This window comes from Streptomyces sp. NPDC096013 (assembly GCF_044763565.1).
Lineage (GTDB): Bacteria > Actinomycetota > Actinomycetes > Streptomycetales > Streptomycetaceae > Streptomyces.
Map to the genome: position 1 here is coordinate 658,000 of NZ_JBIWGK010000003.1, position 24,172 is coordinate 682,171.

Consider the following 24,172-nt stretch of genomic DNA (forward strand, 5'->3'; position numbering starts at 1 on the left):
GAAGTACGTCCGCGGGTCAACCGGCGGTCTCCTGCGGCCCGGTGTGGTCTCCACCGCCGCCGCCGACACCGCTGTCGTCCCGTCTCGCCGTCCGCTCCGGCGGTTCGGCACCGCTGCCGTCGGCCACACCGAGACCGAGGTCTGGAACGGGGTCCAGGCCGTCGCCCCCGTCGGCGATCTCGAACCCGTTCTCCTTGCGGAAGGACTCGTAGATCTGAAGCAGCACTTGCTTCTGCCGTTCGGTGAGCGTGGGATCGGCGAGGAGGACGGCACGCGTCTCGACCTCGTCCCGGTCCCGCTCGGCATCGAGGATGCCGGCCCGCACGTACAGCGTCTCGGCGGAGATCCGCAGCGCCTTGGCGACCTGCTGCAACACCTCCGCGCTCGGCTTGCGCAGCCCGCGCTCGATCTGGCTCAGATACGGATTCGACACCCCGGCGGCATCGGCGAGCTGCCGCAGAGACAGCTGCGCGGTGCGCCGCTGCTCACGCAGATACTCGCCGAGATTGCCGACGTTGAGCGTTGCCATGACTCCACCTTGCCCCACCCCCGCTAACTATTGCAAGCACCCGCTTGCAAAAGTGTGCCGTGCCACTCGGGCCTGCTCTGTGGGAGTCCTACGAAGTTGTCCTGTCTCTGCGACGTGTAGGCGGTCCCGCTCTTCTGTAGGAAGGGGGCCGATCAGCGCATGCTGATGCAGAAGGGATGCCCGACCGGATCGGTGAGGACCCGCGCCTTGTCCCCATGCGGCTGGTGATCCGGCTTGCCCGCACCCAACTCCAGCAGCCGGGCCTCGGCCACGGTCAAGTCCTCATCGACCTTGAAGCAGATGTGAAGCTGCTGGGGAACGATCTGGTCGGGCCAGCTCGGAGCCCGGTAGCCGTCGACCCGTTGGAAACCGATCAAGAGTCCGTGCTCACCGTTGAGGCCCGCGAAGTCGGCATCCGACTTCGGATGCAGTTCAAGGCCGGTGGCCTGCTGATAGAACGCCGCCAAGGCCAGCGGATCAGGGCAGTCGAGCGTTATCGCAACCAGCTTCATCCGCAGGGACATGGGGCCTCCGGGCCGACCGGTGTGATTCCGCGATGAACACCCTAGAGGCGGCTTCCTATCTGGGACAGGACACCCGCGCAGCTCGGTCCGACCCCGCCGGAAAAGGTCGGCAACGAGACGCTGCTCCGTCAGTGACTGCACCATCCGTGTCAGCGGGTGTATTCGTCGACGGCATCCCGGTGCGGCCTGAGGCCGTCCATCAGGAGGTCGAGGAGGCGCCGGGGCTGGTCGGGGTCTCCGGAGCGGGGGGCTACGGCGAGCATGGCGAGGATGCCGGCGGAGACGTCCTCGGGGCGGACATCGGCACGGACGTCACCGGCGGCGGCGCCGGCTTCGAGGATCGTGGCGATGGCCGCCAGGAGTTCCTGGCGGGTGTGCGCGAGGGAGATCGCGCCGGCGTCGACCATGGCGAGCAGGGTGTCGGTCATGCCGTGCTTGGTGGCGACCCACTCCCCGAACAGGTCCATCCACAGCCGCAGTGCCCGTGCGGGCGGGTGACAGTCGAGCAACTCCCGTGCCCCGGCCGTGAGTCGGACGACCTGGTCCTGGTACACGGCATCGACGAGCGCTTCCCGGGTCGGGAAGTGACGGTAGACCGTGGCGATGCCGACGCCCGCCTGCCGGGCGATCTCGCGCATCGACGGCTCGGTGTCGGAGGCGGCGTAGGCGCGGGTGGCCGCCGCGAGCACGCTCTCCCGGTTGCGCACGGCGTCGGCGCGCGGCTGCGGGGAGGCAGCCGGGGGCGGGTCGGCGGTCATCTCTGAACGGATCGCGTTCCGGTTGGGACGGTCATGGGGTCAGCCTAGACCCCGGGCCAGACGACGGAACGCGTTCCGATTGGCCCGGAGGAGACCACGTGACCGCGTCCGATTCCGCACCAGATTCCGCGTCGGCACCCCCTTTCCGCGCCGGACCCCCTGCGCACCGTCCGCTTCCACGAGAACGGCGAGCCGCCGACCCCCTCCGCCTGGAGCCGCTCCCGCTCCCGCGCCCGTGCCCGAGCGGGTCAAGGCCCTCGGGATCAGCCTGACCGGGCACGCCCAGGGACAGGTCCTGCTGTTGCCCGGCGTCAGCTACGGGCTCACCCGAACTCGACCTCACCGGCACGAGCTGACCGACGCGGGTCGACTGACGCCGCTGACCGACGACAGACCGCCCCGCGCCACCCGAGACGAAGTCGACACCCGAGACGAGGTCGACACTCGGTACCGTCCGCCGCCGCCACCTCATCGCTCGTCGCCCTCCCGCTCGGAACGCGCCGACGCCGGGATCGGGACCAGCAGCACCGCCGACAGCAGCGTCAGCAAGGACAGGGACACGGCGTTCAGGACCTGGTCGCGCGTGCCGTACATGTCGAGATGCTGAACGTGATAGCTGAAGTGCGGCACGTTGAAGACCAGCCAGACCGCCCCCGTCGTCTGCACCAGCCGGGTGTTCCGCACCTGCCGCAACGCGATGATCGTCAGGCAGGACAGCGCGAGGAACATGGACCCCGCGTCCTTGACGAGGTGCTCGTTGTAGGGGCCCAGTGGGGGCAGCCACTTCAGCCCGAGCCCGGGGAAGTTCGCGTACCAGCCCGACGGCGAGAAGTAGGCCCACAGCCCTGTGTACAGACTGACCACGGCCAGCAGCCCGAGGCTGACGTACCGGATTCCTGTGTTCATACCCGTACGACGACACAGCCCCCACGAATGTCACGGCGGCACCCGAAGCCACAGGTCAGCCGCCCGCCTCCCGCACCATGAACACATCCACCGCGTCCTCGGCCTCGACGACGAACCCGAACCGCTCGTACAGCCGCCGGGCCGGACTCCCCCGCAACACGTTCAGCCGTACGACCCGGACACCGTCACGGTCACACCGCTCCAGCAGCTCCCCCAGCACCCCGGACCCGATGCCGGCCCCCTGAAACCGGGCATCCAGATAGAAATGCTCCAGCCAGTGGCAACGCCCCTCCGCGTCCGCCCGCAGCGCCACGCACCCGGTGAACTCCCCGCCCACCTCGATCACCCAGGTGTGCCCCGCCACGAACCCGTCCCGCAACCGCTGCCGGACCCGCCGCGCGTCATACCGCCCGACCCGCTCCAGATCGCCGCGCAACACCGCGGCCCGCAACTCCGCGATCGCCTCGACGTCCCCCGCCGAAGCGTCCCGTATCACCCAGTCAGCCATGCCCACCCCGACCGCAGATCCCGACCATTGATCCTCAACTACCGCCGACCATCTACCTGTTGACCGCCAGCCAAGCCTCCATGGCCTCGAAGTCCGCGCGCGTGATCCCCTGTCGATGGTCGACGCGGTGCAGGAGGGCGCGTTCGGGGTGGTGGGCGGTGACCCAGGCACGGTCGGTGTCGCCGATCTCGTCGTCCACCCAGAGGAAGGGGCGCGCGGCGGCCCAGGCGACCAGCGGCCGGGTCTTCCAGTGCAGGCCGCCGGGCGCGTTGTCCTCGGCCGGGTCGGGCCAGTCGACCAGGGGGAGTTGGGGCAGTCCGAGCCAGGGCGCGAGGCACACGTTCGCGTCGTCCATCCACGTCGTGGCCCACACGAGTTCGCACCCCAGCGCGGTGAGCCGGGCCCCGAGCGCGGGGTCGACGCGGGTCAGCAGGGGCGGGGCACCGGCGACCGGCGGCGCGAAGCGCGGCTCGTACGCCGGGTACGGCCGCGACGCACCGAAAGGGAGCAACGTCCCGTCGACATCGAGAAAGAGAAGCATCGCGACCAGGATCGAGCACATCGCCGTTCCACGCCACGCACATCAGCCGTTCCACGCCACGCGCATCGGCCGTTCCACGCCACGCACATCAGCCGTTCCTCGCCCTCTCCTCCCGAGCCGAGCACCCGCTCCCCCACCCCGGGTCACCCCTGGAACCCGCCCGCCCGCAACAGCTCGTCAACCCGAGCCCGGTGCGCCGCCTCCCACGCGTCGAGACCCTCCGCCGCCTCCTTGGCCAACCGCTCCCGCGCCCCGGCGAGCACCTCCGCCCGGCGCCCGCCCGGCACGACCACGACCCCGTCCTCGTCGGCCACCACGACATCCCTGGGATCGACGGCGACTCCCCCGCACCGCACCCGCTCGTTCAACGGGAGTACGGCCTTCTTGACCCCCGGGATCGGTACGACGCCCCGCCCGAACACGGGAAACCCCGCCTCCCGTACCTCCCCCACGTCCCGGATCACCCCGTCGACGACGAACCCGGCGATCCCGCGCCGCTGCGCCACCGCGCACACATTGCCGCCGGCGAGGGCGTACTCCACGTCTCCGGACTCCACGACGACGACCGAACCGGGCTCGGCGCGGTAGATCGCGGCGTGCAGCATGAGGTTGTCGCCCGGAGGGCAGCGCACGGTGAACGCCGGTCCGGCGAGGCGGGGTGCCGGGGCCCACAGCGACCGGATGCCGAGGTCCAGCACCTGCGCGTGGCCCAGCAGATCGGCGAGGGTGGTCGTGGGGACGTCCTGGAATTCGCTGGCCTCAGTCATACGCCGGACGCTACCGTCACCCTCATGACTGCCGGGTCGGCCTTGTGCCGTGAGCGAGTCGGGTACCCGGCCTCCGAGTGAGGCCCTGGTGGGCCAGAGGCCCGCCGTCTGTCGTGCGTCCCGTAGAGACACGTCGAGTAGCCACATCAGCGCGTTCGTCGCGCCCTCTCCACGCCTCCGGACCAGCAACGACAGAGAGAAGAGTCCACCACCCGATGCCCCATGACCTCAACCAGCCGATCATCGACGAGTTCCGCGCCAACAAGGGCCGTATGACCGGGTACTTCGAAGGTGCCCGGCTCCTCCTCCTCACCACCACCGGCGCCCGCACCGGCGCCCCCCACACCACCCCCGTCGGCTATCTCCCCGACGGCGACCGGGTCCTGGTCATCGCCTCGGCGGCCGGTTCCGACCGGCATCCGGACTGGTTCCGCAACCTCGTCGCCCACCCCCAAGTCACCGTCGAGAGCGGTGTCTTCACCTACGAGGCGCGAGCCGTCGTCCTCACCGGCGAGGAGCGCGACGAGGTCTTCGCCCGCGCCGTGGAGGCGGACCCGGGCTGGGCGGCGTACCAGGAGAAGACCGAACGGATCATCCCGGTCGTGGCCCTGCACAGCCTGGCGCAGGGCGGCCCCGGCACCATCAACGCGGCCTCCTTCGGCGAGGCCATCAAGGTGGTGCACGACGCATTCCGCCACGAACTCGCGCTGATACGCGGCGAGTTGAACAAGACAGCAGACGCCGGTACCGAGTTCTCCACTCTGGGCGCCCAACTCCGCGTCAACTGCCTCACGTTCTGCCAGGGCCTCCACAACCACCACGCCGGCGAGGACACCGTCCTCTTCCCCCTCATCGCCGAACGCCACCCCGGCTCCGCAGCGGCCCTGACCCGCCTCCGCGAGGAGCACGAGCAGATCGCGGCCCTGGTGGACGCCCTGCGCGAGACCCTCGCGACCCCCACGGACCCGGCGAAGACCCGCACCGAGGCAAACCGCCTGACGGCCGCACTGGAGGCCCATCTCGACTATGAGGAACAGGAGTTGATTCCTCTGTTCGACGCCTAACCCAGCGCCCGCGTCAGATGCGGCGTGGCCATCCGGCTGGCCGGCAACCCCAGGCAGCCGGTGGCCACGGCGAGGGTGACGTCGTAGGAGTCGACCGCTCTGCGGACGTTGGGGGCGTCGAGATTCACGCCGGTAACCAGGCGGTCGAGGTCGATGTAGGCGGAGCGGATGATCTCCAGGGAGCGGTAGACGTGCCAGTCCTCCTCCCAGCCCTTGGTGTAGACCTCGCCGAGGGTGTTCGACCAGCGGCGGAACATGCGTTTGCGGATCTCCGGCTGGGTCGGGGTGAGGTGCATGTGCCGGACGAGGTCGTAGAGCGGGTCGCCGACCACCGCCATTTCCCAGTCGATGAGAGTGAGCGCGTGGGCGTCGGCGCGGCGCACCAGGTTCCAGGGGTTCAAGTCGCCGTGCAGCAAGGCGGGTTGACGCTCGGTCACCTGGTGGCGGGAGAGCATCTCGTGCAGCCGGCCCGCGTCCGGCAGGCCCAGCAGCCGGGCCGCGCGCTTGGACTCGTGCGGCAGGTCGCCGACCAGTTCGGCGAGTTGCTCGCTCAGCCAGGCGTAGAAACGTCCCTCCCCGATGGCCGGGGCGATCGGCCGGTAGTCGACCTCGGTGAGGGCGCAGAGCTGGTCGACGAGCCCGTCCGCCTCGTTCGGCCGCAGGCCGTGCACGGGGTGGTCGGGCAGTCGGCCCGTGTCCTTGGGCCCTTCGTACGTGTGGATGGCGAACTTTTCGCCCTGATAGCTGGTGCCCAGCGCGAGGATGCGGGGCGCGGCGACTTCCACCGGCGCCTGCTCGATGGCCCGGAGCACCTTGTGCTCCTCGAGGAAGCTCTGTTCGCGGCGGCACAGGCGCGCGGCCATCCGCCGTACGACGACCAGCCGGTCGTGGTCCTTCACCCGCACGCGGACCACGGAGTTGAGGTGGGCCGTGCCCTTGAAGACCAGGCGGCCCGGTGCCGCGCCCTCGGCGACGAGGGCGTCACTCACCGCCCGAAAAGGGAACTCACCACGCTCTGGGACACCATCGGCGGGCGTCCAGCCCGTGCCGACGACCGGCCGGCCGCCGCTCGCGGTGTGGCGCCGGGAGTCCTGCCAGCGGTACAGCACCCGTTCGATCTCGGCGTCGTCCGGCACCGTGCGCAGCCGCAGCGGCCCGGCCGCCGACTTCAGCGCCGCACGCACCGACGCGGTCGCCTCGCGCAGGCGCCCTTGGTCGAACTTCTCCTCCAGCGACTTCGCCGCCCGCATCACGTCGGGGTAGACGGACTGCGCGCGTTCGAAATCGACGTAGTGCCGCAGGTCCTTGGCGAGTCCGTTGACGGCGGCCGGCCGGACGGCGCGCATGGCGTCCGCCCAGGCGTCGACGACGTCGCCCCACTGGTGGGCCGGGTAGCGCATGCGGACCAGATGGGTGGCGAGGTCGTGCAGGGGGTCGCCGTAGGTGGCGAGTTCCCAGTCGACGCAGATGAGGGGTGGTGTCCCGCCGTGCGTCACGATCAGGTTGTCGCGGTGCAGATCCGTGTGGAGCAGGCTGTACGGCCGTCTCGCCATCACCGGCACCCGCTCCGCGAGCCGCTCCAGCGTGTCGTCCGGGATGCCCAGGGCGGCGAACAGGCCGCCGAAGTCTGACCAGTTGGGCCGCCTGATCTGTTCGTCGGTGAGCCGCACCAGCGTGCGCAGGAAGCCCTGGCTGTCCTTGTCGTTGCGCGGCCAGTCAGCCGGCAGCCGCGGCAGGGACTCCCGGCGCACCTGGGCCATGCGGGCGAGCAGTCCGGCCAGCTGCTGGATCCGCAGGGGGTCCACGGCCTCGCCCGGACCGCAGGTGGCGGAGAGCGGCTCTCCTTCCACATAGCTGTGGAGGGCGAAGCCGTCGCCCTCGAAGAGGCACTCGGGCGTGTTCGGCAGCACGGCACCGAGGGCGCCGAGGATCTCCGACTCCTTCGCCCAGGTCCTGATGACCACGGGCAGCGCCTCGCGGCGCCGGATCCGCACGGTGACCGCCGTCCCGGGCGCCCGGCCGACCCGCTCGGCCATGGACTCCGTCAGCCGCAGGACGTAGTTCTGGTTGTGGTAACCGTGAATCGCGCGGCCCTGCCGGGTGGCGTGCTGCAGGAACGCCGTGGAGACGGCGTCCGGCAGGTCTTTCGTGGCGCGTTCCCCGTCGAGGTGAGGAGGACGGGGAACGGATGGTGCGCCCACTGGCCGCTCCGGGTTGTTCGCACAGGACGTGGAAGGGTACGCAAGACGTTAATCGCGAGTTGTACTCCGCACGACCAGAGTGCCGCTCAAGTGGCGACAACGGGTGGTTTGCCACTCTTCTGCGTGAGGTCGTTCGGATGCGAATGTCGGTTGGCTTGTTCGCCCATCCATACGCACGATCGGGAGCGGTTGCTCACCGGGTGGCCGCATGCTATCCGACCCCCTGGACCACTGGACGCACAGTCCGGTTGCACTGTTGTTAAGACGTCGCTCCCGCCTGATGAGACGTCGATCCCGGCTGCCGGACGTCACCCATTCCCCCGGAGCTGTTGCAGGATCGGTTCCAGAGAGCCGACGACGGCCCCGGCGCCGGCCTCTCGCAGCAACGTTTCCTTCTCCTCGTTACGCGCGTAGCCCAGGAACGGAACTCCGGCCCGCGCCGCCGCCTCGCAGTCGGCCGGGGTGTCGCCGATCATCAGGGAGTCGGCGGGTGCGCCGCCCATCGCGCGCAGGGCGCGGTTCAGGCAGTCGGGGTTCGGCTTCATCAGATCGAGGTCGCTGGTGCGGCCGTAGACATGCGTGTCGAAGCAGTCGAGCAGGTCGCGGCCGCCGAGGTAGTCCTTCACCGTGCGGGGCGAGTTGTTGGTCGCCACGGCGAGCCGACAGCCCACGGCACGCCACGTACGGATCAACGGGTCTGCGTACGCGGTGGGTTGAGCGGAGCCGACCGCTTTGAGTTCCTGCTGGGTGAGTCTCTCTTCCAGTTCGGCCACCAGATCGCTGCGCGGATGGCGTTCGTTGACCGCTTTGAGGACGACATGCGGGTCCGGGTGCTTCCGCTCCCGGTCTGTCAGCAGCGCGCGGAGACCATGGGCCTCCAGCCAGCCCACCAGATCCTTCGCCACGTCGTCGGCCGAGTGCCCCGCGAAGAGTTGGCAGATCGGCCCGTCGAAGTCGAAGAGCACGAAACGGGCGTTCGTGATCAGTTCACGCACCTTGTCCGCCCCTGCTTTCGCCATTCCGGTCTGCGTCGCATCAGAAGTCACTAGGAGAGTGTCAGGTCCGTCGTGATGGTTTCCCAGAGGGCGTCGAACCACAGCTGGGATTGCTCCACGAACGCGGCGTCCCGTTCACCGGCATTGCGCAGGAAGGAGAAGAGGACCGACCGGGAGCCGAGGGTGTCGTACATCTCCAGGGTCTGGCTGTTGTACTCCTCCTCGCGTTCGTCGAGGACGTAGTAACCGAGCAGCGCCTCCTCGCCGTTGAGGAGGTAGAGCTTGATCGGGGGGGTGAAGGGGAGGGCGCGGAAAGTGACGTGGACGTCGATGCCGTGGGTGGCGCGCAGGGCGAGCAGGTTGTGCTGGAGAACCTGGGCCTGGGCGTTGCGCATCATCAGCCAGCGCTGGTGGACCGGGTCGTCCTCGCCGCGGCCGTCGACCGGCACCGGGAAGGCCAGGGCGATCTTCCGGGAGGGAAGCAGGACACGGACGTCGATCGACTTGGGGCGGACGCGACCCTCGTGGATCAGCCGGACCGACTCCCCCACGGCCAGCATCAGGCTCTCGGCGGTCAGGCAGGCGGCGTCGAGCCGGACCCGGGTTGCCGTGAACGCCTCGGACAGCCGGGGCGCGAGGGCCACCATGGTCGGCTGCGGCTCGCCCGCCACGGGGCTACGCTCCGCGATCCGCGGCGGACTCCCCTTGCTGACGTTCGTCAGCAGGCCCGCCTCCTGGAGGAGCTTCAACGCCTGGCGTACGGCGCCTCGTTCGACCCCGAACTCCTCTGCCAGGTCGGCTTGGGTGGGCAGGCGGTCGCCGGCCTTGAGGTCGCCGGTGCGGATGCGGTCGCGTAGGGCGTCGGCGATCTCCTGGGGCGAGAAGCTTCTGCTGCCGTTCACTGCCACGTTCTCCTGGGTCACTACCAAACGGTATAACTCTGCCCCATCTAAGGGGAGTTGTTTGGAACCTGATTGTAAGTAGGTGTGAGTAGGTACCAATCGGGAACAACTTAAGCAGAGTTGGCTGCCAACTTCTCAGAGTTGCTTCAAGTTGGTGGAAGTTTTGCTTCCGCAGCCCGAAGGGGGAACCACCGTGCCTGCCATCGCCCTCCTCTCCGCCGTCTTCGTCGTCGGCTTCGAGCAGATCGTCCAGTGGAAGTACGGCGCCACCGGAATCATCGGCCTGCTACTGCTCACCGTCGGTATCAAGGCCAAGAGCCCGGCCATCAGCTCCATCGGGGCCGTCGTCCTGGCCCTTCTGGTCACCGGACCGGCTCTGTGAGTCACCCGGAGGCGGTCAGCTCGGGGGCGTGAGTGTCAGCTCCGAACTGATCGTCTCCCACAGCGCGTTGAACCACAGATGCGACTGTTCCACGAAGGTCGTGTCCCGCAGTCCCGCACCCTGGTCGAAGGCGAACAGCATCGACTGGGTGCCCTCCGCGTCGTACATCTCCACCTGCTCGTGACCGATCTCCGCCTCCCGCTGGGACAGCGTGTAGTAGGCGAACAGTGCCTCCGAGCCGTTGAGCAGGTACAGCTTCACCGGTGGGGTGAAGGGGAGCGCGCGGAACGTGATGTGCACATCGATGCCGTGCGTCGCGCGCAGCGCGAGCAGGTTGTGCTTCAACACCTGCCCCTGGGCGTTGCGTTGGGCGAGCCAGCGCTGTTGCAGCCGGCCGTCGGCGGGGGCGTCCACCCGGGAGGGGAAGGCGAGTTCGATGTCACTGCTCGGCAGCAGCACTCGGACGTCGACCTTGGCCGGTTTCAGTCGTCCGGCGTGGATCTGACGCAGCGGTTCGCCGATGGCGAGGGTGAGCGAGACGGCCGTCAGACACAGGGCCTCGATCTCCACGTGCGGCTGCGCGAAGGCCTCCGCGATGCGCGGCGCGAGGCCCACCATCGTGGGCTGCGGCGGGGCTCCGGGCCCGGTCAGGGCCGCGCTGAGGTCGGGAGCGACGGTCGCCGGGCTGCCCTTGGTCACATTGGTGAGCAGACGCTCGGACTGAAGGATGCGCAGTGCCTGTCGTACGGCCCCGCGCTCGACGCCGAACTCGTCCGCCAGCCTCGCCTGGGTGGGCATGCGCTGGCCGGGCCGCAGTACACCGGACCTGATCCGGGTGCGCAGCTCGTCGGCCAGCTCGCGGTGTGACCACTGTGGCCGTGGTGACCTCGACCGTCCACTGACGGTGGCGTGTTCCGGGTCCACGACCAAACACTACAACTTCCCGCCATCTTTCGGCAGTTCAGGGAAAGGTGGTTATGAGCCGCTTCCAATCGGAGATAACTAGAAGTGAGTTGGTCGCCAACTTAGCCAACTTGGCCGACCGGGTCTCTCTCCTGGAGGGGAGCCGAGAGCCCGGTCAGCCGGTACCACCGCAGGACAACCACAACTGAACAGCTACGGATGAGTCCAGTACACCCAGTGGTTCCAGTCCATCAAGGGGCGGCAGCGGAAGGGTCGTTCAGGTTCAGAAGATGTCCGGGCACCATGGCCGCCTGGACGTACGCAGCAGGGCGTCGGCCACACGGGCGGCGCCCGCTCGTTCTTCCCGGACCCGCCCCAACGCCGCGAGCCGCACGGCAGACTCGTCCCCGAGCCACAGCGCCCCCAACTCCCTTATATCCAGGATGAGTTCGGCGCTCTCAGCGGTCGGCGTGCAGGAGGCCCCCTGCGCCGCCGACGCCTCCAGCCGGTAGCGCCCACCGGCCAGCCCGGCACCGTCGAGCACCTCGAACACCAACGCGCCCTCCCCCTCGTACGACCGCGCCTCCATGGCCCGTACGACATCCAGGACCCGCACCCACAGCCAGTCCGCCTGGGTCGTGATCGTGGCCGCGCGCGGGTCAGGCAGAAGGAGGGGAAGCAGGTCGTCGGGAGCCCGCCAGTCCGACGTCACCTTGGTCACCCAGTCGATGGAGCAGATGTGGTGCCACAGGGCGCGCTCGGCGGCCGGGGTGGTCGCGATCAGCCCCTTCACCGTGGCCGTGTCCATCGGCTGCTTGGCATCCGTCCACGTGTCGTCGCAGACGTACGCGGCCAGGCCCTCCACCTCACCCTCCGCCGACCGGTACACGGCGTAGAACCGCTCCGTCCACTCCGGGGAACGGGTCAGGCGCAGGGCACCGGTGGCGACCTGCCACCAGCGGTCGTCGCGGTTGATCACACCGGGCTGGCTGCGGCGGAGCTGTTCGTGCAGCTCGGGACCGAGCTTGCGTACGTCCGCGCCGTCCACCAGGTCGATACGCCCGCCGTTCTCCGGGGCGGACCAGCGGGGGTCCAGGCCCGCCCTGGTGACGTCGATCTGCCACTTCGTCGCACTGGTGGCGGGACCGAAGCCGTAGCGGCCGTAGATCCGGTACTCGGCCGCGATCAGGGTGGCCACCACGTCGCCACGTTCCTTCGCGGCCGCCAGGTCCTGGGACATCATGCGGGTCAGGAGGCCTCGGCGGCGGTGGGTGGAGGTAACGGTGACGTTCGAGATGGCGTCTGCGGGGACGGGAGTGCCGCCTACCGCGGTGAGTTCCTGCGGGAAGGAACGGAAGGTGGCTACGCAGCGGCCGTCGTCGAATGCGCCCAGGGTGCGGGACGGGTCGATGTAGGTGCTGCGGTCGGCGATCTCTTCCTCACCGACGTCCGGGGTGCGGAGGAAGCCGGTGTTCAGGGCGCGGATCCAGTCCGGGATCTCGGGCTGGGTGATGGGACGGACAGCGAGGGTCTGGTCGGGGCGGGTCATGGATTCACGGTAGGTCGGGGTGGGCGGGGGCTGCCGGGATTTTCCTCGCCCCCGCCGGGCGGCCTGACGAGTGCGAGCCTGAGCCGAGAAGTTGCCGGTGGGCTGAGTGGTGTGGTGATGAGTGCGTGATGAGCGCCAACCCGGCTGAAGGCGGGGCTCTAAAAAGGCTGGCTGCAAATCTAACCGCTCACCCACCACAAGAATGGTTAGATTTGTACCCAGCTTCTTGGGACCACTCACCGGCGGACAGCCGCTGAGCCGACGCGGCGTGCTGGCGAGACGCGAGCGCGCACCCCTCACACCGGCTGGCAAGCCAGTACAGGCAGGGGCGTAGACACCTGGGCCACCCATTCCTCCGGGTCACTCGCTCGCTTCTCAAACGGGCTGGAGCGGACCGAGTCAAGGGTGGAGCGCAGCGGAATCGGCGCAGCCGACGCGACCGCAGGGAGCGCCCTTTACTCGGGCCGCGGAAGCCCGACACTGGCCAAGAAGCGAGTGGCCCCCCCCTAGAACACCGCCCGGATCTCGCCCACCTCGCGCCCCCCGCCCAGCACCACCGACCTCCCGAGCGCCTCCGCCGGTACACCCATCGCACCCAACGCCCGCCCCAACACCGCCCCCAACACCCGCCCCGCCCCGTCCTCCACCTTGAACGCCAACGCCCGCCCGTCCGCCAGAGCCACCGCCTGCACCCCCTCCGCCCCCATCTTCGACAGCACCCCGGGCACGGCACGCATCAAGGCCGTATCGGGACGACGGCTCCCGGCGACGTACTCGGGGTGGGCCCGCATCGCGTCCGCGACCCGCCGCTCCGGCGAACCGGGGTCCGCCAGGACGAACGAGCGGTACGCGCGGGCAAGCCCGGTCAGTGTGATCGCCATCAGCGGGGCGCCGCAGCCATCCGTGCCCACGGCCGCCACCCGCTCCCCCGACATTTCTTCCACAACCCTGTGGATAAGTTTCTGTAGCGGGTGATCCGGATCCAGATACGACGACAACGACCAGCCCCGCAGCGCGGACGCCGCCAGCATCGCCGCATGCTTGCCGGAGCAGTTCATGGCGATCCGGTCGCGCACGGCACCCGACGCCAGATACGTCTCCTGCTCGACAGGGTCCAGCGGAAGATCCGGCGGGCACTGCAACTGCCCTGCGTCCAGGCCGTGTTCGGCGAGAAGTCGGCGTACGAGATCACGGTGGAAGAGTTCACCGGAGTGGCTCGCCGCGGCGATGGCGAGGCGTTCGCCGGACAGGTCGAGGCCCGCGCGCAGTACGCCCGCCGCCTGCATCGGTTTGTTGGAGGAGCGGGGGAAGACGGGGGTCGTCACGTCACCCAGGGCCCGTTCCACGGAGCCGTCCGCCGCGAGAATCACCAGGCTGCCCCGGTGCCGGCTCTCCACGAAGCCGGACCGGACCACCTCCGCCAACACCGGCACCGGCCCCGGCCCCGGCACGGACGCCGACGCCGACGCCGACGTAGAGGACATGTCATACGGGTCGACTGTCACACGGAACCCCTCACGTCAGCCCCTCACGTCAGCAGGTCGTCCACCTGTGCCTCTCCCTCACGGTACCTGCGCGCGATCTCCGCGCTACAGCCGTCAGCCGTGTGCTGGAGGACCTGACGGCGCCGGGACACCTGCTGTTCGTACCGGACGAGACGACCCATCGCGGTGGTCAGTTCGAGGTCGGTACGGGCCTCCAGGTCGGACAGTTCGACCTCGGCCAGCATCTCGGCGGCGAGCAGCCGGTACTCCTCGCTGTGCGGGGTGCCGAGCGTGACATGCCGGGCGGAGGAACGGTGCCGGGCCGGGGCGTCCGCGAGGATCTCCGACAGCCGGTCGACGACGGAGGCCGCGCCCGCCGGGGACCGCCGGGCCAGTTCGGCGCGGAGGATGTCGATACGGCCCTGGAGGAGCCGGCGGACGTAACTCAGGTCGGCCTCGTCGCGCTGCGCGTCACGGCGGAGTGCGCGCAGTTCCGGGAGCCGCAGGACGGTCAGGTCGGGCGCGCGCGGATCGGGCAGCAGCGGGCTGTCGACGCGCTGCACGGGCGGACGGCGCCCGGCCGGTCCCCCCGCGCGGATCAGCGAGACAGACCCGGGGGGCTGCCCGGTACTCGGTGTGCTCATGTGCCTCAACCCGTCCCCTCGACCGGCGTGTGGACAGCATCGTGCCACCCCAAGTGGCCGCTATGTGACCGAGTGCCCCCGAACGGCCCCAGATGGGGGGTTAAGGATCAAAAATCGGCCCCTTACAGCCCCTCCCCGCCCGCAGGGCATCATGGGACCCATGCGAGCAGTGGTGCAGCGGGTGGACGGCGCGAGCGTCGTCGTGGAAGGCGAGACCGTCGGGGCGATCGACGGCGAGGGGCTGTGCGTCCTCGTCGGCGTCACGCACGACGACACCAAGGAGAAGGCGGCCCAACTGGCCCGCAAACTCTGGTCGATCCGCATGCTCCACGACGAGAAGTCGTGCAGCGACATCGACGCCCCGCTGCTCGTCATCAGCCAGTTCACGCTCTACGGCGACGCCCGCAAGGGCCGCCGCCCCACCTGGAACGCCGCCGCCCCCGGCGACATCGCGGAGCCGCTCGTCGACGAGGTCGTCGCCCAACTCCGCTCCCTGGGCGCCACGGTGGCGACGGGCCGCTTCGGCGCCCAGATGCGCGTCTCCCTCACGAACGACGGCCCGTTCACCGTGGTCGTGGACCTCTAGGAAGCCCTCAGGGCGCTACGACGACCTCCTGCGCGGCGGCCGTGCTGTCGGCCAGCAGCGGGGCGTCCAGCGGAACGTTCCGCTTCACCAGGGCCAGGGCGATCGGGCCCAGTTCGTGGTGGCGTACGGAGGTGGTGATGAAGCCGATCTTCCGGCCCTCCGCGCCCTCCGCCGCGAGCCTCAACTCCGTGCCGTGGCCCGGGAGATGGACCTCGCTGCCGTCGAGGTGGAGGAAGACGAGGCGGCGCGGCGGCTTGCCCAGGTTCTGGACGCGGGCGACCGTCTCCTGACCTCGGTAGCAGCCCTTCTGGAGATGCACCGCCGTGCCGATCCAGCCCAGCTCGTGCGGGATCGTGCGGTGGTCGGTCTCGAAGCCGAGGCGGGGGCGGTGGTGCTCGACGCGCAGCGCCTCGTAGGCCAGGATGCCGGCCGGGGGACCCGACTTCTCGGCGTACGACTCCAGGTCCTCGCGCGGGAGGAAGAGATCGCGGCCGTACGGCGTCTCGCGGACGACCGTGCCGGCCGGGACCTCGGCGATGGACCCGGCGGGGACGTACACCACCGCGAACTCGCTGGTGCGGTCGGTGACTTCGACGCGGTAGAAGAACTTCATCGACTCCAGGTAGGCGATCAGCGCCTCCTGGGTGTCCGGTTCGGTGTGCATCCAGACCGTGGTGCCGTCGTCCACGAGGTACAGCGCGTGCTCGATGTGGCCGTGCGCGGAGAGGATCAGCGCCTCGGTGGCGACGCCGGTGGGGAGGTCGCTGACGTGCTGGGTGAGCAGGAGGTGCAGCCAGCTCAGCCGGTCGTCCCCGGTGACGGCGACGACCCCGCGGTGCGAGAGGTCCACGAAACCGGTGCCGTCGGCGAGGGTGCGCTGCTCACGGAACAGGTCGCCGTAGTGGGCGGCGACGCCTTCGTCCACTCCTTCGGCGGGGACGGCGCCGGGCAGGGACAACAGGGGGCTCTTCATACGGGTAAGCCTACGACTCGGTAGTCGAAGTCTTCGTGGGCGTCTTCAGGGAGCAGTCCCGGCACCTGCCGAAGATCGCGAAGTGCTTCATGTCGGTCTCGAAACCGAACGTGTCCCGCAGCTTGGCCCGGAACTCGGCGGCGACCTCGACATCGGCCTCGATGACGTTCGTGCAGTCACGGCAGACGAGGTGGATGTGATGGTGCCGGTCCGCGAGGTGGTACGTCGGCGCCCCGTGCCCCAGATGCGCGTGACTGACCAGCTGGAGCTCCTCCAGGAGCTCCAGGGTTCTGTACACGGTCGAGATGTTGACCCCCGACGCCGTCTTCCTCACCTCGATGAGGATGTCGTCGGGGGTCGCGTGCTCCAGGGTGTCCACGGCTTCGAGCACGAGTTGCCGCTGCGGCGTCAGCCGGTAGCCGCGCTGCCTGAGGTCACTCTTCCAGTCGGTGCTCACCACACCTCAGAGTCTAGGACTACTTGAAGAAAGCGATCCCGTCGTCCGGCATGTCGTCCGGGAGGGCCTTCGCCCAGCGCTCGACGTCCTCCGGAGTGACGACCTTCTTCAGGTGGGCGGACATGTAGGGGCGGAGTTCGACCTCGGGGGTCTGCTTCTCGCCGACCCACATGAGGTCGCTCTTGACGTAGCCGTAGAGGCGCTTGCCGCCGGTGTACGGGCCGGAGGCGGCCGTGCGGGCGACGGCGTCGGTGACCAGGTCGATCTGGGGCTTCTGCTTGGCGAGGTCGCCGTACCAGATCTCGACGACTCCGTCGTCCCTGGTCATCGTGACTTCCACCTTGCGGTCGGCGTCGATGCGCCAGAAGCCGGACTCGGTCTCCAGGGGGCGGACCTTGTTGCCCTCGCCGTCCAGGACCCAGGTGTGCGAGTGGTACTCCAGGAAGTCGCGGCCGTCGTGCGTGAAGGAGACCTCCTGGCCGAAGTTGCACTTCTCGGAGCCGGGGAAGTCGTGCACGCCCGCGCCGGCCCACTCGCCGAGCAGGAAGACGAGGGGGACCAGGTCCTTGTGGAGGTCGGACGGGATCTCGATCATGGCGTCAGCAGTTCCTCGGTGGGGGTCAGCGCTGGCCCTGGTACAGCTTCTTCACGCTCAGCCCGGCGAAGGCGAGAACGCCGACGCAGACCAGGACCAGCAGGGTTTCGAAGAAGATCTCCACGGGTGCTCCTCGAGCGGTACGTGTACACGGGGCCGGGGCCCAGCTTACGCGGCTGGACCCCGGCTCTCTCTGCGAGGTGCGGCTAGCCGAGCAGCTGGCTCTGGAGGGTGACCGTCTGTTCGAACGGGACCTTCTTCGCGCCGCCCTTGCGGGACTGCACGATCAGCCCGAGGGTGTCGCCGGCCGAGAGGTAGGCCTGGCGGACCTCCTCGGCGCCGTAGGGCTTGCTCTCGGTGTACGCCGAGGCCCGGACGTGGTTGGCGAGGATCTTGTCCGAGACGGCGTCGTCGTAGCTCGTGGCCGGGGCGCCGGTCAGGGCGAAGACGGGGCTGTCATACGAGATGAGGCCGGGCGAGAACAGGGTGTCCGCCACGGCCGAGGTGTCGAACTGGAGCAGGTAGATCCGGGTGTGCGTGCCGTCCGGCGCGGTCCAGCCGCGGGCCGCGATGTGCCGGAGGCCGTCGTCGGTCAGCTTCTGGGCGAGGTCCTTGCGGTCCTCCGGATCGGCGTACTGCGCGAGGAACGCCTTCGTCGGCAGCCAGCCGTCCGTGCCGCGCAGCGAGGCGTCGGCCTCGGCGCCCTTGGGCGCCGGCAGGAGCAGGGCCCGCTGATCCGCGTAGTGGGCGTTCGCCTTGTTGTCCGCGGCGAACGGCCCCGGGCTGCCGGAGGGCAGCGGCGGCCGGGTGATCTCCGGGTAGTCCCAGCGGCCGTCCGAGGCGGTCGCGAGACCGGGTACGTCGGACCGCTTCAGCTGCGTGATGCCGTACGCCGTCCCCGCCCCGGCCGCCGCGAACACCACCACGGCGGCGGTCCAGCGCAGGGCGGCACGCAGGACGCGGCGGTCCTTGCGCACGGGAGCCGAGGACACGGGCTCTGGCTCGTGCTCGTGCTCGTGTTCGTGCTGCACCCCGGACACCGGCGAGGGCGCCGCGAAATGTTGCTGGTCGGTCATACCGCCTGCCCCGTCGTCTTGATGCGTTCCAGTTGTTCGCGGAGGAAGGCCGCGATGCCCTTCCGGTCCATGGACTTGGTGCCGGAGGCGTCGAGGGTGATGAGGACGTCGCCGATGTTGGCGAAACAGAGCATCTCGTCGAGTTTCTCGGCGGACGACGCCTTCGGCAGGAAGCAGCGTGCGTCCTTGTGGCCCGGGACCGTCGGTCCCTTGCGGAACACGTCCGTGGTGCTGTCCAGGAGTCCGTTCTCGTACGTGGCGAGGGTGTGCGCCGCCTTCTCGTCCATCCGGACCAGCTGGACCTCGACGGTGTAGGCGTTGGTCTCCTGAGCCGCGGCGTAGACGTAGCTGCGCATGGCGATGCCCTTGATCTGCTGCCCGTCGATCTGCTTCTCCAGCAGGAGCCGTTGGGAGCGGGGCAGGCCGCTGACCTCCTGCTTGCGCAGGGCGGTGGCCTGGCGGCCGGTGAGCTGGGCGTCGGCGCCGAACTTCGCGATGTCGGGGCCGCGTTGGTAGGCGAGGTTGTACGGGTTCAGCATGCCGCCGAGCCCCTTCGCCGGCGCCGCCTTGCCCTGCGCGGCGGACTTCGGGAACGTCCAGGTGGGGGCGCCCGCGTCCCGGTCGGCGCCGTTCACCGTCACGACGGTGTAGCCGACGCCGCCCACGACAGCGACGGCGAGCAGGGCACAGCCGACGACCGCGGCGATACGACCCCTGCGGGCGGGTTTCTTCGGAGTCTCGGGTGCGACCGGTTCCGTGGACGCGTCGAACTCCACCTGGCCGACCTCACCGAACTGGTTCTCGGTCACAGCCGCTCCATCTGCCGCTCGGCCAGATCCATGATCTTCTTCTTCGGGATCGGCTTCGTGTCGTAGATCCAGATCTCCATGGCGATGTCACCGCGCCAGGCATGCGCCTCGGCGCTGTAGTCGCCGTCCGAAGGATTGTGGACGTACGCCATACCGTCGCCGGTGCCGGGGACGGCCCAGTTGTCGGTGTGGGAGGTACGGCCCGCGTAGTAGAAGGCGTCGGTGGTGGCGACGGAGGCACCGAGGCTGTTCTCCTGGCGGTACTGCACCAGGACGACGTCCACCTGGCGTGAGCCCTCGCTCCAGTTGGTGACGGCCGCGCGCCGGAACTCCTCCCGGTACTGGTAGGCGAAGGAGGTGTCCGGCTCCGTGTACGTCTCGGAGTAGCCGGCCAGGTCGAGCCAGCCGTCGCTCCCCAGCGGGAAGAGGGCAGCCCGCGCCCCGGCGGGCCTCTTCAGCAGCAGTTTGCGCAGGTCGCCGTCGACCTTGACCTTGCGGTCCTGGGCGGCCGACAGCGGCTCGGGCGCCGGGCCCTTCGCCTGCGTCAGGGTCGGCTGCGCGAGCGAGGGCAGCGCGTCCGGTGCGCGGTCTGCCTGCACGAGGAATCCCGTGCAGGCACCGGCGACGACCCCGAGTACGGCGGCGACGGCGATCAGGAGGGTGGTGCGGCCGCGGCGGCGCGGTCTGTGTTCAGGTGTTTCCACGGGTACTTCAGGTACCTCGGGTACTTCCAAGACGTCCCCCACAGAACGTGACGTGCGCATTCCATATGCGCGCACAGAAGACCCATGGCTACTGAAGGGAGTTGTAGGGGAGTTGATTACGATTCGGTCATGTCGAAGAAGCTCGTGATCAAGGTGACGGCCGGTTCGGACGCCCCCGAGCGCTGCTCACAGGCGTTCACGGTGGCCGCGGTCGCCGTAGCCAGCGGAGTGGACGTCTCGCTGTGGCTGACCGGAGAGTCCGCATGGTTCGCCCTGCCGGGGCGCGCCGCGGAGTTCGAACTCCCGCATGCCGCCCCGCTGCCGGACCTGATCGACTCGATCCTGGCAGCGGGCCGCATCACGCTGTGCACGCAGTGTGCGGCCCGGCGGGACATCTCCGAGAAGGATGTCATCGAGGGCGTACGGATCGCCGGGGCGCAGGTGTTCGTACAGGAGGCGATGGCGGACGAGACGCAGGCGTTGGTCTACTGACCCTTGACCGACCCGATGAACTCCGCCCACGCGCCGACCCCGAGCAGCACGGTGCCGTGGGCGGGGTTCTTGCTGTCGCGGACGGGGACGAGGCCGGAGAGGTTGGGGGCAACTTCGACGCAGTCGCCGCCGTCGGTGTTGCTGTAACTGCTCTTGCGCCACGCCACGTTGCTCAAGTCGATGGCTCGCACGGCACTTCCTCCAACGTCTGCAGGATGAACATCCGCGACTCGGCCGGGGACAGCGCTTGGTCGCGCACCGCATCATATGCACGCTGCAGCTGCTCAACCCGTTCGGTTTCCTCGATCAGTTCGCCACGCACATCGTTCTCCGCGTAGGCCACACTCCGGCCGTCCGGCAGCTTCAGGAACATGGTGTTGGTGTTCGCCAGACCGTGAATTCCGGAACCGAACGGCAACACATGGATCGTGACGTTCGGGCGCTCAGCCGCGTCCGCCAGGAACTCCAACTGCGCCCGCCACGCCCGCTTGTCACGCAGCCCCGTTCGCAACACCGCTTCGGAGATGATGGCGCGGAACGGAGGCGCGGCATCCCCCTCCAGCAACTTCCGTCGGCTCACGCGTGCTTCGATTTGTTGCTCCAACTCCTCGCCCTTGGCGCTGCCAGCCGCGAGCGCTTCGCGCACGTAGCCGTCTGCTTGAAGCAGACCCGATGGCGCGGTCGCGGCGTAGTGCCACAGGCTCAACGCCTCGGCCTGCAGCAAGAAATACCGGCGGTACTGCTCCTTGAACCGCGTCGGGTCGCCAACTGCCAGCTCCCACAAGGTGAGTAGCAGCGAACCCGACCCGTAGAACTGATCCAGCGCCTGCACCACCTCGGGCCCACCCAGCGTGCCCCCACGCTCCATCTTGCCGAACAGCGAGGCGTCCCACCCCACCGCCTTCTGCAAGTCCCGCAGGCTGAGACCCCGTTGCATCCTCAACCTCTGCAACTCCTCGGCGAACCGCTTCCTGGGTTCATGGCTCAACGTCGTGACAGCCACCCGTTGCGGCATCACAACCTCCTGTGGAATTTGTGGAATTTGGAGCACCCGGCGTTGAAGTTGAGCCCGTTGGCGCTGTGTTCGCCTCCGACCTGGGCCATCCTCGTAACACACCCAGGAATGCACAGAGTAGTGCAACTAGCGCATTCCGTACGTTAGTTGCATAAAAAGGAGGAGAGCCGATGGAACCCGGAGCGCTGCTCTACGACCCCGACACCGGCAAAGTGGGCGAGTACCAGGACTCGGCCGGCCCGTACGCCCTCCTACGTCCCGTCGGCGGTGGCCGCGAATGGCAGGCGGACCCCGGGTCACTCCGACCGGCCACGGACGCGGAACGCATCAGCGCGGGCGTCCACGCGGCGAACAACCGCGCCCGCACCGACGCCCCGTTCCTGGTCAACGTGCCACCCCGCCCGGTCCCCGACTGCGCGCCCTGCGAGGAGCTGGCCGAACTCCGGTCGCTGGCCCGCGCCGAGCACGACCACAGCGCCGAGACCGACGCGAATGTCCTGCTCCGCAAACACCGCAGCGAGGCCCACCCCGTATGAACCGCCCCCGCCCCCACCAACTGATCCAGGTCCCCCCGGCCCAGGCGGTACCGCCCCCGGTCATCCCACCGGCGCCGTTACCCGTCGTACGACAGCACAGGCCCCCGGCACCACCACCCCCTGCGGCACCTCCCACCGCACCAACCACCCCGGCCCGCCGCCGACGCCGGTTCCGGACACCCCGTGCCCTCCGCGAGGACGCCTTCTGGACCGGCGCGCTCACCGCGATGTGCATCGGCGGACTGCTGATGGCGATCATCGCGACGAGCTGAGGCGTCACCCCGCGCCCAGGACACCCGCGCCAAGGGCAACCGCGCCTCAGGACGGCTTCGCTCCGGGGGCGAACGCGGGCAGCCTCTCAAGACTGCCGCGCACGGCCTCCGCGCCGTACTCGAACATCTGCCGCTCGTAGTCACCGACCGCGTCGAGCAGATCCCGCCGGCCGCCGTCCGCCTCGATCAGGCGGCGGCGCAGCAGGTCGGCGTCGCGCAGCGCGGTGTTCGCGCCGTTGCCCCCGGTCGGGGAGGTCGCGTGGATCGCGTCGCCGAGCAGCGTGACCGGGCCGGGCGCCCAGCGCGCGGCGGGCTTGACCACCCGGATGGACAGCAGGGTGCTGCTGTCCGGGTCGGCCCGCTCGATCAGCGCGCGCAGCTCCGGGTGCCAGCCGTCCATCCGGGACAGCACGGCGTCCTGCGGGGTCAGGTGCTCCAGCGAGCCGCCGGACGGCAGGATCATCGCCCAGCGCACGTAGTCGCCGATGTCGGGCAGCGTGACGTCGGGGGCCAGTCGCTCGGCGGCCTGCTTGGGCGGGGTGCGGAAGCGCATCGCGCCGAGCAGCAGGCTGACGCCGTCGCCCGCGATCTTCGAGCCGTACGCCTTGGACAGGCCGGCGAACTCGTCGGTCAGCGGGGTGCGGCCGATGACGAAGCGGACGCCGGTGTCGGTCGGGGTGGTCTCCGGCGACAGCACCCCGCGGACCGCGGAGGTGACGCCGTCCGCGCCGACGAGCAGGTCGGCGGTGGCCGGGTCGCGGTGGGCGAACCAGGCCTGGACGGTGCCGTCGGGCCGCACGTCGTAGCCGGTCAGAGCGGCGTCGGTGTGCACGGTGAGGCCCGTCAGGAGCAGGTGTCGCAGCACCTGCCGGTCGACCACGATGCCGGTACGGCCCGCGCCGAGTCTGCCGATCTCGTTCAGCCGCGGGTCCAGGATCAGCTGCTCGGCGGAGGCGTCCATGACGATCTCGTCGAGCAGCGGGTGCCAGCGCGTCGGCAGGCAGTCGCGCACCGCCTGGAAACCGACCGGGTTCAGCACGAGCCGGTAGCCCTGGAACCGGGCGACGATCCCGGGGTCGCGCTCGAACACGTCGGCCCCGATCCCGGCACCGCGCAGACCCTGGGCGAGAGCGAGACCTCCCAGTCCGGCTCCGACGACGGACACGCGCATGACGTACCTCCGGGATGTCGATCCGATCCAACGAACTAAGTTCGTTCTGACGATCTAAGTTCTACTCAACGAACTTAGATCGTGTCAAGGTAAGGTGGTGGGCATGCCCGCAGATCCCCGCCAGCGCCGCGCAGCCCGTCACGCCCAGCCCGGGGCGGAGGCAGCGGCGCCGCCGGCACGCAAGAAGCCGATCACCGTCGAGCGGATCACCGACGCCGCCCTGGAAGTCGTCGCCACCGAGGGGTACGACGCACTGACCATCCGCCGGGTCGCCGCCGTGCTCGGCACCGGCCCTTCGTCGTTGTACGCGCACATCGTCAACAAGGACGACATCGACGACCTGCTGATCGGCAGGCTCTACGCCGAGGTCACGCTCCCCGAACCGGACCCGGCCGCCTGGCGCGAGCAACTGGCCGGGGTGTACACGCAGATCCGCGACCTGTACCTGAAGTACCCCGGGATCTCGCGTGCCGCGCTGGCCGCGGTGCCGACCAGCCTGGAGACGCTGCGGGTCGGCGAGGGAATCCTGGCGATCCTGCTCGCGGGCGGCATCGAACCGCGGACGGCCGGCTGGGCCCGCGACGCGCTGTCCCTCTACGTCAGCGCGTACGCCCTGGAACAGTCACTGGTCCGGCAACGGCGCCGGCACGAGGACCCCGAATGGGTGCTCGACCACGAGGAGTTGCTGGCCCGCTTCACGGCTCTGCCGGCCGAGAGGTTCCCGCAGACCCGGGCCCACGCCGCCGAACTGATCTCCGGCACCGGCCCCGACCGCTTCGACTTCACTCTCGGCCTGCTCCTGAACAGCCTGCGTCCCGCATCCGGCTGA

Annotated in this window: 30 protein-coding genes; 7 read left to right on the forward strand and 23 right to left on the reverse strand. The window is 69.4% G+C overall.

The annotated features are described in order from the left end of the window. Nucleotides 1–16 precede the first annotated feature (16 nt). From ACIRB1_RS14455 to ACIRB1_RS14485, 7 genes are all read right to left on the reverse strand, one after another. Entirely contained in the window at nucleotides 17–529 is a 513-nt protein-coding gene (locus ACIRB1_RS14455; protein ID WP_403465725.1) for a helix-turn-helix domain-containing protein, read from the reverse strand. 152 nt (nucleotides 530–681) lie between these two features. Then, on the reverse strand, nucleotides 682–1,053 hold the full coding sequence (locus tag ACIRB1_RS14460; RefSeq protein ID WP_403465726.1) for a VOC family protein: 372 nt from the start codon (nucleotides 1,051–1,053) through the stop codon (nucleotides 682–684). A gap of 149 nt (nucleotides 1,054–1,202) precedes the next feature. After that, entirely contained in the window at nucleotides 1,203–1,811 is a 609-nt protein-coding gene (locus ACIRB1_RS14465; protein WP_403465727.1) for a TetR/AcrR family transcriptional regulator, read from the reverse strand. A 468-nt stretch (nucleotides 1,812–2,279) separates the two neighbouring features. Then, nucleotides 2,280–2,717: a hypothetical protein gene (locus ACIRB1_RS14470; RefSeq protein ID WP_403465728.1), complete on the reverse strand. Its 438-nt coding sequence runs from the start codon at nucleotides 2,715–2,717 to the stop codon at nucleotides 2,280–2,282. Between the two features lie 55 nt (nucleotides 2,718–2,772). Next, a complete protein-coding gene (locus ACIRB1_RS14475; RefSeq protein WP_403465729.1) occupies nucleotides 2,773–3,225 on the reverse strand; it encodes a GNAT family N-acetyltransferase in 453 nt (150 codons plus the stop codon). Between the two features lie 52 nt (nucleotides 3,226–3,277). Continuing rightward, complete coding sequence (locus ACIRB1_RS14480) at nucleotides 3,278–3,766, reverse strand: HAD domain-containing protein (RefSeq protein ID WP_403465730.1); 489 nt, start codon at nucleotides 3,764–3,766, stop codon at nucleotides 3,278–3,280. A 143-nt stretch (nucleotides 3,767–3,909) separates the two neighbouring features. After that, a complete protein-coding gene (locus tag ACIRB1_RS14485) occupies nucleotides 3,910–4,533 on the reverse strand; it encodes an RraA family protein (protein WP_403465731.1) in 624 nt (207 codons plus the stop codon). 215 nt (nucleotides 4,534–4,748) lie between these two features. On the opposite strand from ACIRB1_RS14485, the gene ACIRB1_RS14490 reads away from it, so the two are divergent. Continuing rightward, nucleotides 4,749–5,597 (forward strand): nitroreductase/quinone reductase family protein, encoded by an 849-nt coding sequence (locus tag ACIRB1_RS14490; RefSeq protein ID WP_403465732.1) that lies wholly within the window; start codon nucleotides 4,749–4,751, stop codon nucleotides 5,595–5,597. Here ACIRB1_RS14490 and ACIRB1_RS14495 read toward each other — a convergent pair. From ACIRB1_RS14495 to ACIRB1_RS14505, 3 genes are all read right to left on the reverse strand, one after another. Beyond that, a complete protein-coding gene (locus ACIRB1_RS14495; protein WP_403465733.1) occupies nucleotides 5,594–7,798 on the reverse strand; it encodes an aminoglycoside phosphotransferase family protein in 2,205 nt (734 codons plus the stop codon). The genes ACIRB1_RS14490 and ACIRB1_RS14495 overlap by 4 nt on opposite strands. Before the next feature lie 308 nt (nucleotides 7,799–8,106). Then, nucleotides 8,107–8,817, reverse strand: a complete 711-nt coding sequence (locus tag ACIRB1_RS14500) for an HAD family hydrolase (RefSeq protein ID WP_403465734.1) — start codon at nucleotides 8,815–8,817, stop codon at nucleotides 8,107–8,109. A gap of 26 nt (nucleotides 8,818–8,843) precedes the next feature. After that, nucleotides 8,844–9,722, reverse strand: coding sequence for a GntR family transcriptional regulator (locus tag ACIRB1_RS14505; RefSeq protein ID WP_403465735.1), 879 nt, complete (start codon nucleotides 9,720–9,722; stop codon nucleotides 8,844–8,846). A gap of 166 nt (nucleotides 9,723–9,888) precedes the next feature. Here ACIRB1_RS14505 and ACIRB1_RS14510 point away from each other — a divergent pair, with 166 nt between their 5' ends. Further along, the gene (locus ACIRB1_RS14510) at nucleotides 9,889–10,077 is read left to right on the forward strand and encodes a hypothetical protein (protein WP_352183127.1); all 189 of its coding nucleotides are present in this window, start codon (nucleotides 9,889–9,891) and stop codon (nucleotides 10,075–10,077) included. Nucleotides 10,078–10,092: 15 nt separating this feature from the next. On the opposite strand, the gene ACIRB1_RS14515 is transcribed toward ACIRB1_RS14510, so the two are convergent. The 4 genes from ACIRB1_RS14515 to ACIRB1_RS14530 all read right to left on the reverse strand — a co-directional run bounded on the left by ACIRB1_RS14515 (nucleotide 10,093) and on the right by ACIRB1_RS14530 (nucleotide 14,657). After that, the gene (locus ACIRB1_RS14515) at nucleotides 10,093–11,007 is read right to left on the reverse strand and encodes a winged helix-turn-helix domain-containing protein (RefSeq protein WP_352183126.1); all 915 of its coding nucleotides are present in this window, start codon (nucleotides 11,005–11,007) and stop codon (nucleotides 10,093–10,095) included. Between the two features lie 256 nt (nucleotides 11,008–11,263). After that, on the reverse strand, nucleotides 11,264–12,529 hold the full coding sequence (locus ACIRB1_RS14520; protein ID WP_403465736.1) for a GNAT family N-acetyltransferase: 1,266 nt from the start codon (nucleotides 12,527–12,529) through the stop codon (nucleotides 11,264–11,266). 506 nt (nucleotides 12,530–13,035) lie between these two features. After that, nucleotides 13,036–14,013, reverse strand: a complete 978-nt coding sequence (locus ACIRB1_RS14525; protein ID WP_403465737.1) for an asparaginase — start codon at nucleotides 14,011–14,013, stop codon at nucleotides 13,036–13,038. 44 nt (nucleotides 14,014–14,057) lie between these two features. Beyond that, on the reverse strand, nucleotides 14,058–14,657 hold the full coding sequence (locus tag ACIRB1_RS14530) for an aerial mycelium formation protein (protein WP_352183123.1): 600 nt from the start codon (nucleotides 14,655–14,657) through the stop codon (nucleotides 14,058–14,060). A gap of 160 nt (nucleotides 14,658–14,817) precedes the next feature. Here ACIRB1_RS14530 and dtd point away from each other — a divergent pair, with 160 nt between their 5' ends. Continuing rightward, a complete protein-coding gene (gene dtd, locus ACIRB1_RS14535) occupies nucleotides 14,818–15,243 on the forward strand; it encodes a D-aminoacyl-tRNA deacylase (protein ID WP_403465738.1) in 426 nt (141 codons plus the stop codon). Nucleotides 15,244–15,250: 7 nt separating this feature from the next. On the opposite strand, the gene ACIRB1_RS14540 is transcribed toward dtd, so the two are convergent. From ACIRB1_RS14540 to ACIRB1_RS14565, 6 genes are all read right to left on the reverse strand, one after another. Continuing rightward, nucleotides 15,251–16,216: a YgfZ/GcvT domain-containing protein gene (locus tag ACIRB1_RS14540; RefSeq protein ID WP_403465739.1), complete on the reverse strand. Its 966-nt coding sequence runs from the start codon at nucleotides 16,214–16,216 to the stop codon at nucleotides 15,251–15,253. Nucleotides 16,217–16,226: 10 nt separating this feature from the next. After that, on the reverse strand, nucleotides 16,227–16,676 hold the full coding sequence (locus ACIRB1_RS14545; RefSeq protein ID WP_352183120.1) for a transcriptional repressor: 450 nt from the start codon (nucleotides 16,674–16,676) through the stop codon (nucleotides 16,227–16,229). Between the two features lie 16 nt (nucleotides 16,677–16,692). Beyond that, nucleotides 16,693–17,268 (reverse strand): FABP family protein, encoded by a 576-nt coding sequence (locus tag ACIRB1_RS14550; RefSeq protein WP_352183119.1) that lies wholly within the window; start codon nucleotides 17,266–17,268, stop codon nucleotides 16,693–16,695. A gap of 206 nt (nucleotides 17,269–17,474) precedes the next feature. Continuing rightward, nucleotides 17,475–18,344 carry a hypothetical protein gene (locus ACIRB1_RS14555; RefSeq protein WP_352183118.1) on the reverse strand — a complete coding sequence of 290 codons (870 nt, stop codon included), beginning with the start codon at nucleotides 18,342–18,344 and terminating at the stop codon, nucleotides 17,475–17,477. Further along, a complete protein-coding gene (locus ACIRB1_RS14560; protein WP_352183117.1) occupies nucleotides 18,341–19,153 on the reverse strand; it encodes a hypothetical protein in 813 nt (270 codons plus the stop codon). Before ACIRB1_RS14560 ends, ACIRB1_RS14555 begins: the two co-directional genes overlap by 4 nt. Next, nucleotides 19,150–19,857 carry a hypothetical protein gene (locus tag ACIRB1_RS14565; protein ID WP_352183116.1) on the reverse strand — a complete coding sequence of 236 codons (708 nt, stop codon included), beginning with the start codon at nucleotides 19,855–19,857 and terminating at the stop codon, nucleotides 19,150–19,152. Before ACIRB1_RS14565 ends, ACIRB1_RS14560 begins: the two co-directional genes overlap by 4 nt. Nucleotides 19,858–19,986: 129 nt before the next feature. On the opposite strand from ACIRB1_RS14565, the gene ACIRB1_RS14570 reads away from it, so the two are divergent. Further along, complete coding sequence (locus ACIRB1_RS14570; RefSeq protein WP_403465740.1) at nucleotides 19,987–20,349, forward strand: DsrE family protein; 363 nt, start codon at nucleotides 19,987–19,989, stop codon at nucleotides 20,347–20,349. Here the strand turns inward: ACIRB1_RS14570 and ACIRB1_RS14575 are convergent. Next, nucleotides 20,343–20,540 (reverse strand): DUF397 domain-containing protein, encoded by a 198-nt coding sequence (locus ACIRB1_RS14575; protein ID WP_403465741.1) that lies wholly within the window; start codon nucleotides 20,538–20,540, stop codon nucleotides 20,343–20,345. The genes ACIRB1_RS14570 and ACIRB1_RS14575 overlap by 7 nt on opposite strands. Beyond that, nucleotides 20,522–21,364, reverse strand: a complete 843-nt coding sequence (locus ACIRB1_RS14580; protein WP_403465742.1) for a helix-turn-helix transcriptional regulator — start codon at nucleotides 21,362–21,364, stop codon at nucleotides 20,522–20,524. The genes ACIRB1_RS14575 and ACIRB1_RS14580 overlap by 19 nt, the downstream gene beginning before the upstream one ends. A 170-nt stretch (nucleotides 21,365–21,534) precedes the next feature. Here ACIRB1_RS14580 and ACIRB1_RS14585 point away from each other — a divergent pair, with 170 nt between their 5' ends. Then, the gene (locus ACIRB1_RS14585; RefSeq protein ID WP_352183112.1) at nucleotides 21,535–21,900 is read left to right on the forward strand and encodes a hypothetical protein; all 366 of its coding nucleotides are present in this window, start codon (nucleotides 21,535–21,537) and stop codon (nucleotides 21,898–21,900) included. Beyond that, a complete protein-coding gene (locus tag ACIRB1_RS14590) occupies nucleotides 21,897–22,172 on the forward strand; it encodes a hypothetical protein (protein ID WP_352183111.1) in 276 nt (91 codons plus the stop codon). The genes ACIRB1_RS14585 and ACIRB1_RS14590 overlap by 4 nt, the downstream gene beginning before the upstream one ends. Before the next feature lie 46 nt (nucleotides 22,173–22,218). Here the strand turns inward: ACIRB1_RS14590 and ACIRB1_RS14595 are convergent, their stop codons facing one another. Continuing rightward, entirely contained in the window at nucleotides 22,219–23,343 is a 1,125-nt protein-coding gene (locus ACIRB1_RS14595) for an FAD-dependent oxidoreductase (protein WP_403465743.1), read from the reverse strand. A 103-nt stretch (nucleotides 23,344–23,446) separates the two neighbouring features. Here ACIRB1_RS14595 and ACIRB1_RS14600 point away from each other — a divergent pair, with 103 nt between their 5' ends. Next, nucleotides 23,447–24,172 (forward strand): TetR/AcrR family transcriptional regulator, encoded by a 726-nt coding sequence (locus ACIRB1_RS14600; RefSeq protein ID WP_403465744.1) that lies wholly within the window; start codon nucleotides 23,447–23,449, stop codon nucleotides 24,170–24,172.

Coding starts and splice junctions, on each gene's coding strand:
- ACIRB1_RS14570 (WP_403465740.1), top strand. CDS start 19,987: ATGTCGAAGAAGCTCGTGATCAAGGTGACGGCCGGTTCGGACGCCCCC.
- ACIRB1_RS14555 (WP_352183118.1), bottom strand. CDS start 18,344: ATGACCGACCAGCAACATTTCGCGGCGCCCTCGCCGGTGTCCGGGGTG.
- ACIRB1_RS14520 (WP_403465736.1), bottom strand. CDS start 12,529: ATGACCCGCCCCGACCAGACCCTCGCTGTCCGTCCCATCACCCAGCCC.
- ACIRB1_RS14490 (WP_403465732.1), top strand. CDS start 4,749: ATGCCCCATGACCTCAACCAGCCGATCATCGACGAGTTCCGCGCCAAC.
- ACIRB1_RS14600 (WP_403465744.1), top strand. CDS start 23,447: ATGCCCGCAGATCCCCGCCAGCGCCGCGCAGCCCGTCACGCCCAGCCC.
- ACIRB1_RS14540 (WP_403465739.1), bottom strand. CDS start 16,216: ATGAAGAGCCCCCTGTTGTCCCTGCCCGGCGCCGTCCCCGCCGAAGGA.
- ACIRB1_RS14500 (WP_403465734.1), bottom strand. CDS start 8,817: ATGGCGAAAGCAGGGGCGGACAAGGTGCGTGAACTGATCACGAACGCC.
- ACIRB1_RS14525 (WP_403465737.1), bottom strand. CDS start 14,013: ATGTCCTCTACGTCGGCGTCGGCGTCGGCGTCCGTGCCGGGGCCGGGG.
- ACIRB1_RS14595 (WP_403465743.1), bottom strand. CDS start 23,343: ATGCGCGTGTCCGTCGTCGGAGCCGGACTGGGAGGTCTCGCTCTCGCC.
- dtd (WP_403465738.1), top strand. CDS start 14,818: ATGCGAGCAGTGGTGCAGCGGGTGGACGGCGCGAGCGTCGTCGTGGAA.
- ACIRB1_RS14470 (WP_403465728.1), bottom strand. CDS start 2,717: ATGAACACAGGAATCCGGTACGTCAGCCTCGGGCTGCTGGCCGTGGTC.
- ACIRB1_RS14465 (WP_403465727.1), bottom strand. CDS start 1,811: ATGACCGCCGACCCGCCCCCGGCTGCCTCCCCGCAGCCGCGCGCCGAC.
- ACIRB1_RS14585 (WP_352183112.1), top strand. CDS start 21,535: ATGGAACCCGGAGCGCTGCTCTACGACCCCGACACCGGCAAAGTGGGC.
- ACIRB1_RS14580 (WP_403465742.1), bottom strand. CDS start 21,364: ATGCCGCAACGGGTGGCTGTCACGACGTTGAGCCATGAACCCAGGAAG.
- ACIRB1_RS14480 (WP_403465730.1), bottom strand. CDS start 3,766: ATGCTTCTCTTTCTCGATGTCGACGGGACGTTGCTCCCTTTCGGTGCG.
- ACIRB1_RS14460 (WP_403465726.1), bottom strand. CDS start 1,053: ATGTCCCTGCGGATGAAGCTGGTTGCGATAACGCTCGACTGCCCTGAT.
- ACIRB1_RS14485 (WP_403465731.1), bottom strand. CDS start 4,533: ATGACTGAGGCCAGCGAATTCCAGGACGTCCCCACGACCACCCTCGCC.
- ACIRB1_RS14455 (WP_403465725.1), bottom strand. CDS start 529: ATGGCAACGCTCAACGTCGGCAATCTCGGCGAGTATCTGCGTGAGCAG.
- ACIRB1_RS14475 (WP_403465729.1), bottom strand. CDS start 3,225: ATGGCTGACTGGGTGATACGGGACGCTTCGGCGGGGGACGTCGAGGCG.
- ACIRB1_RS14530 (WP_352183123.1), bottom strand. CDS start 14,657: ATGAGCACACCGAGTACCGGGCAGCCCCCCGGGTCTGTCTCGCTGATC.
- ACIRB1_RS14590 (WP_352183111.1), top strand. CDS start 21,897: ATGAACCGCCCCCGCCCCCACCAACTGATCCAGGTCCCCCCGGCCCAG.
- ACIRB1_RS14550 (WP_352183119.1), bottom strand. CDS start 17,268: ATGATCGAGATCCCGTCCGACCTCCACAAGGACCTGGTCCCCCTCGTC.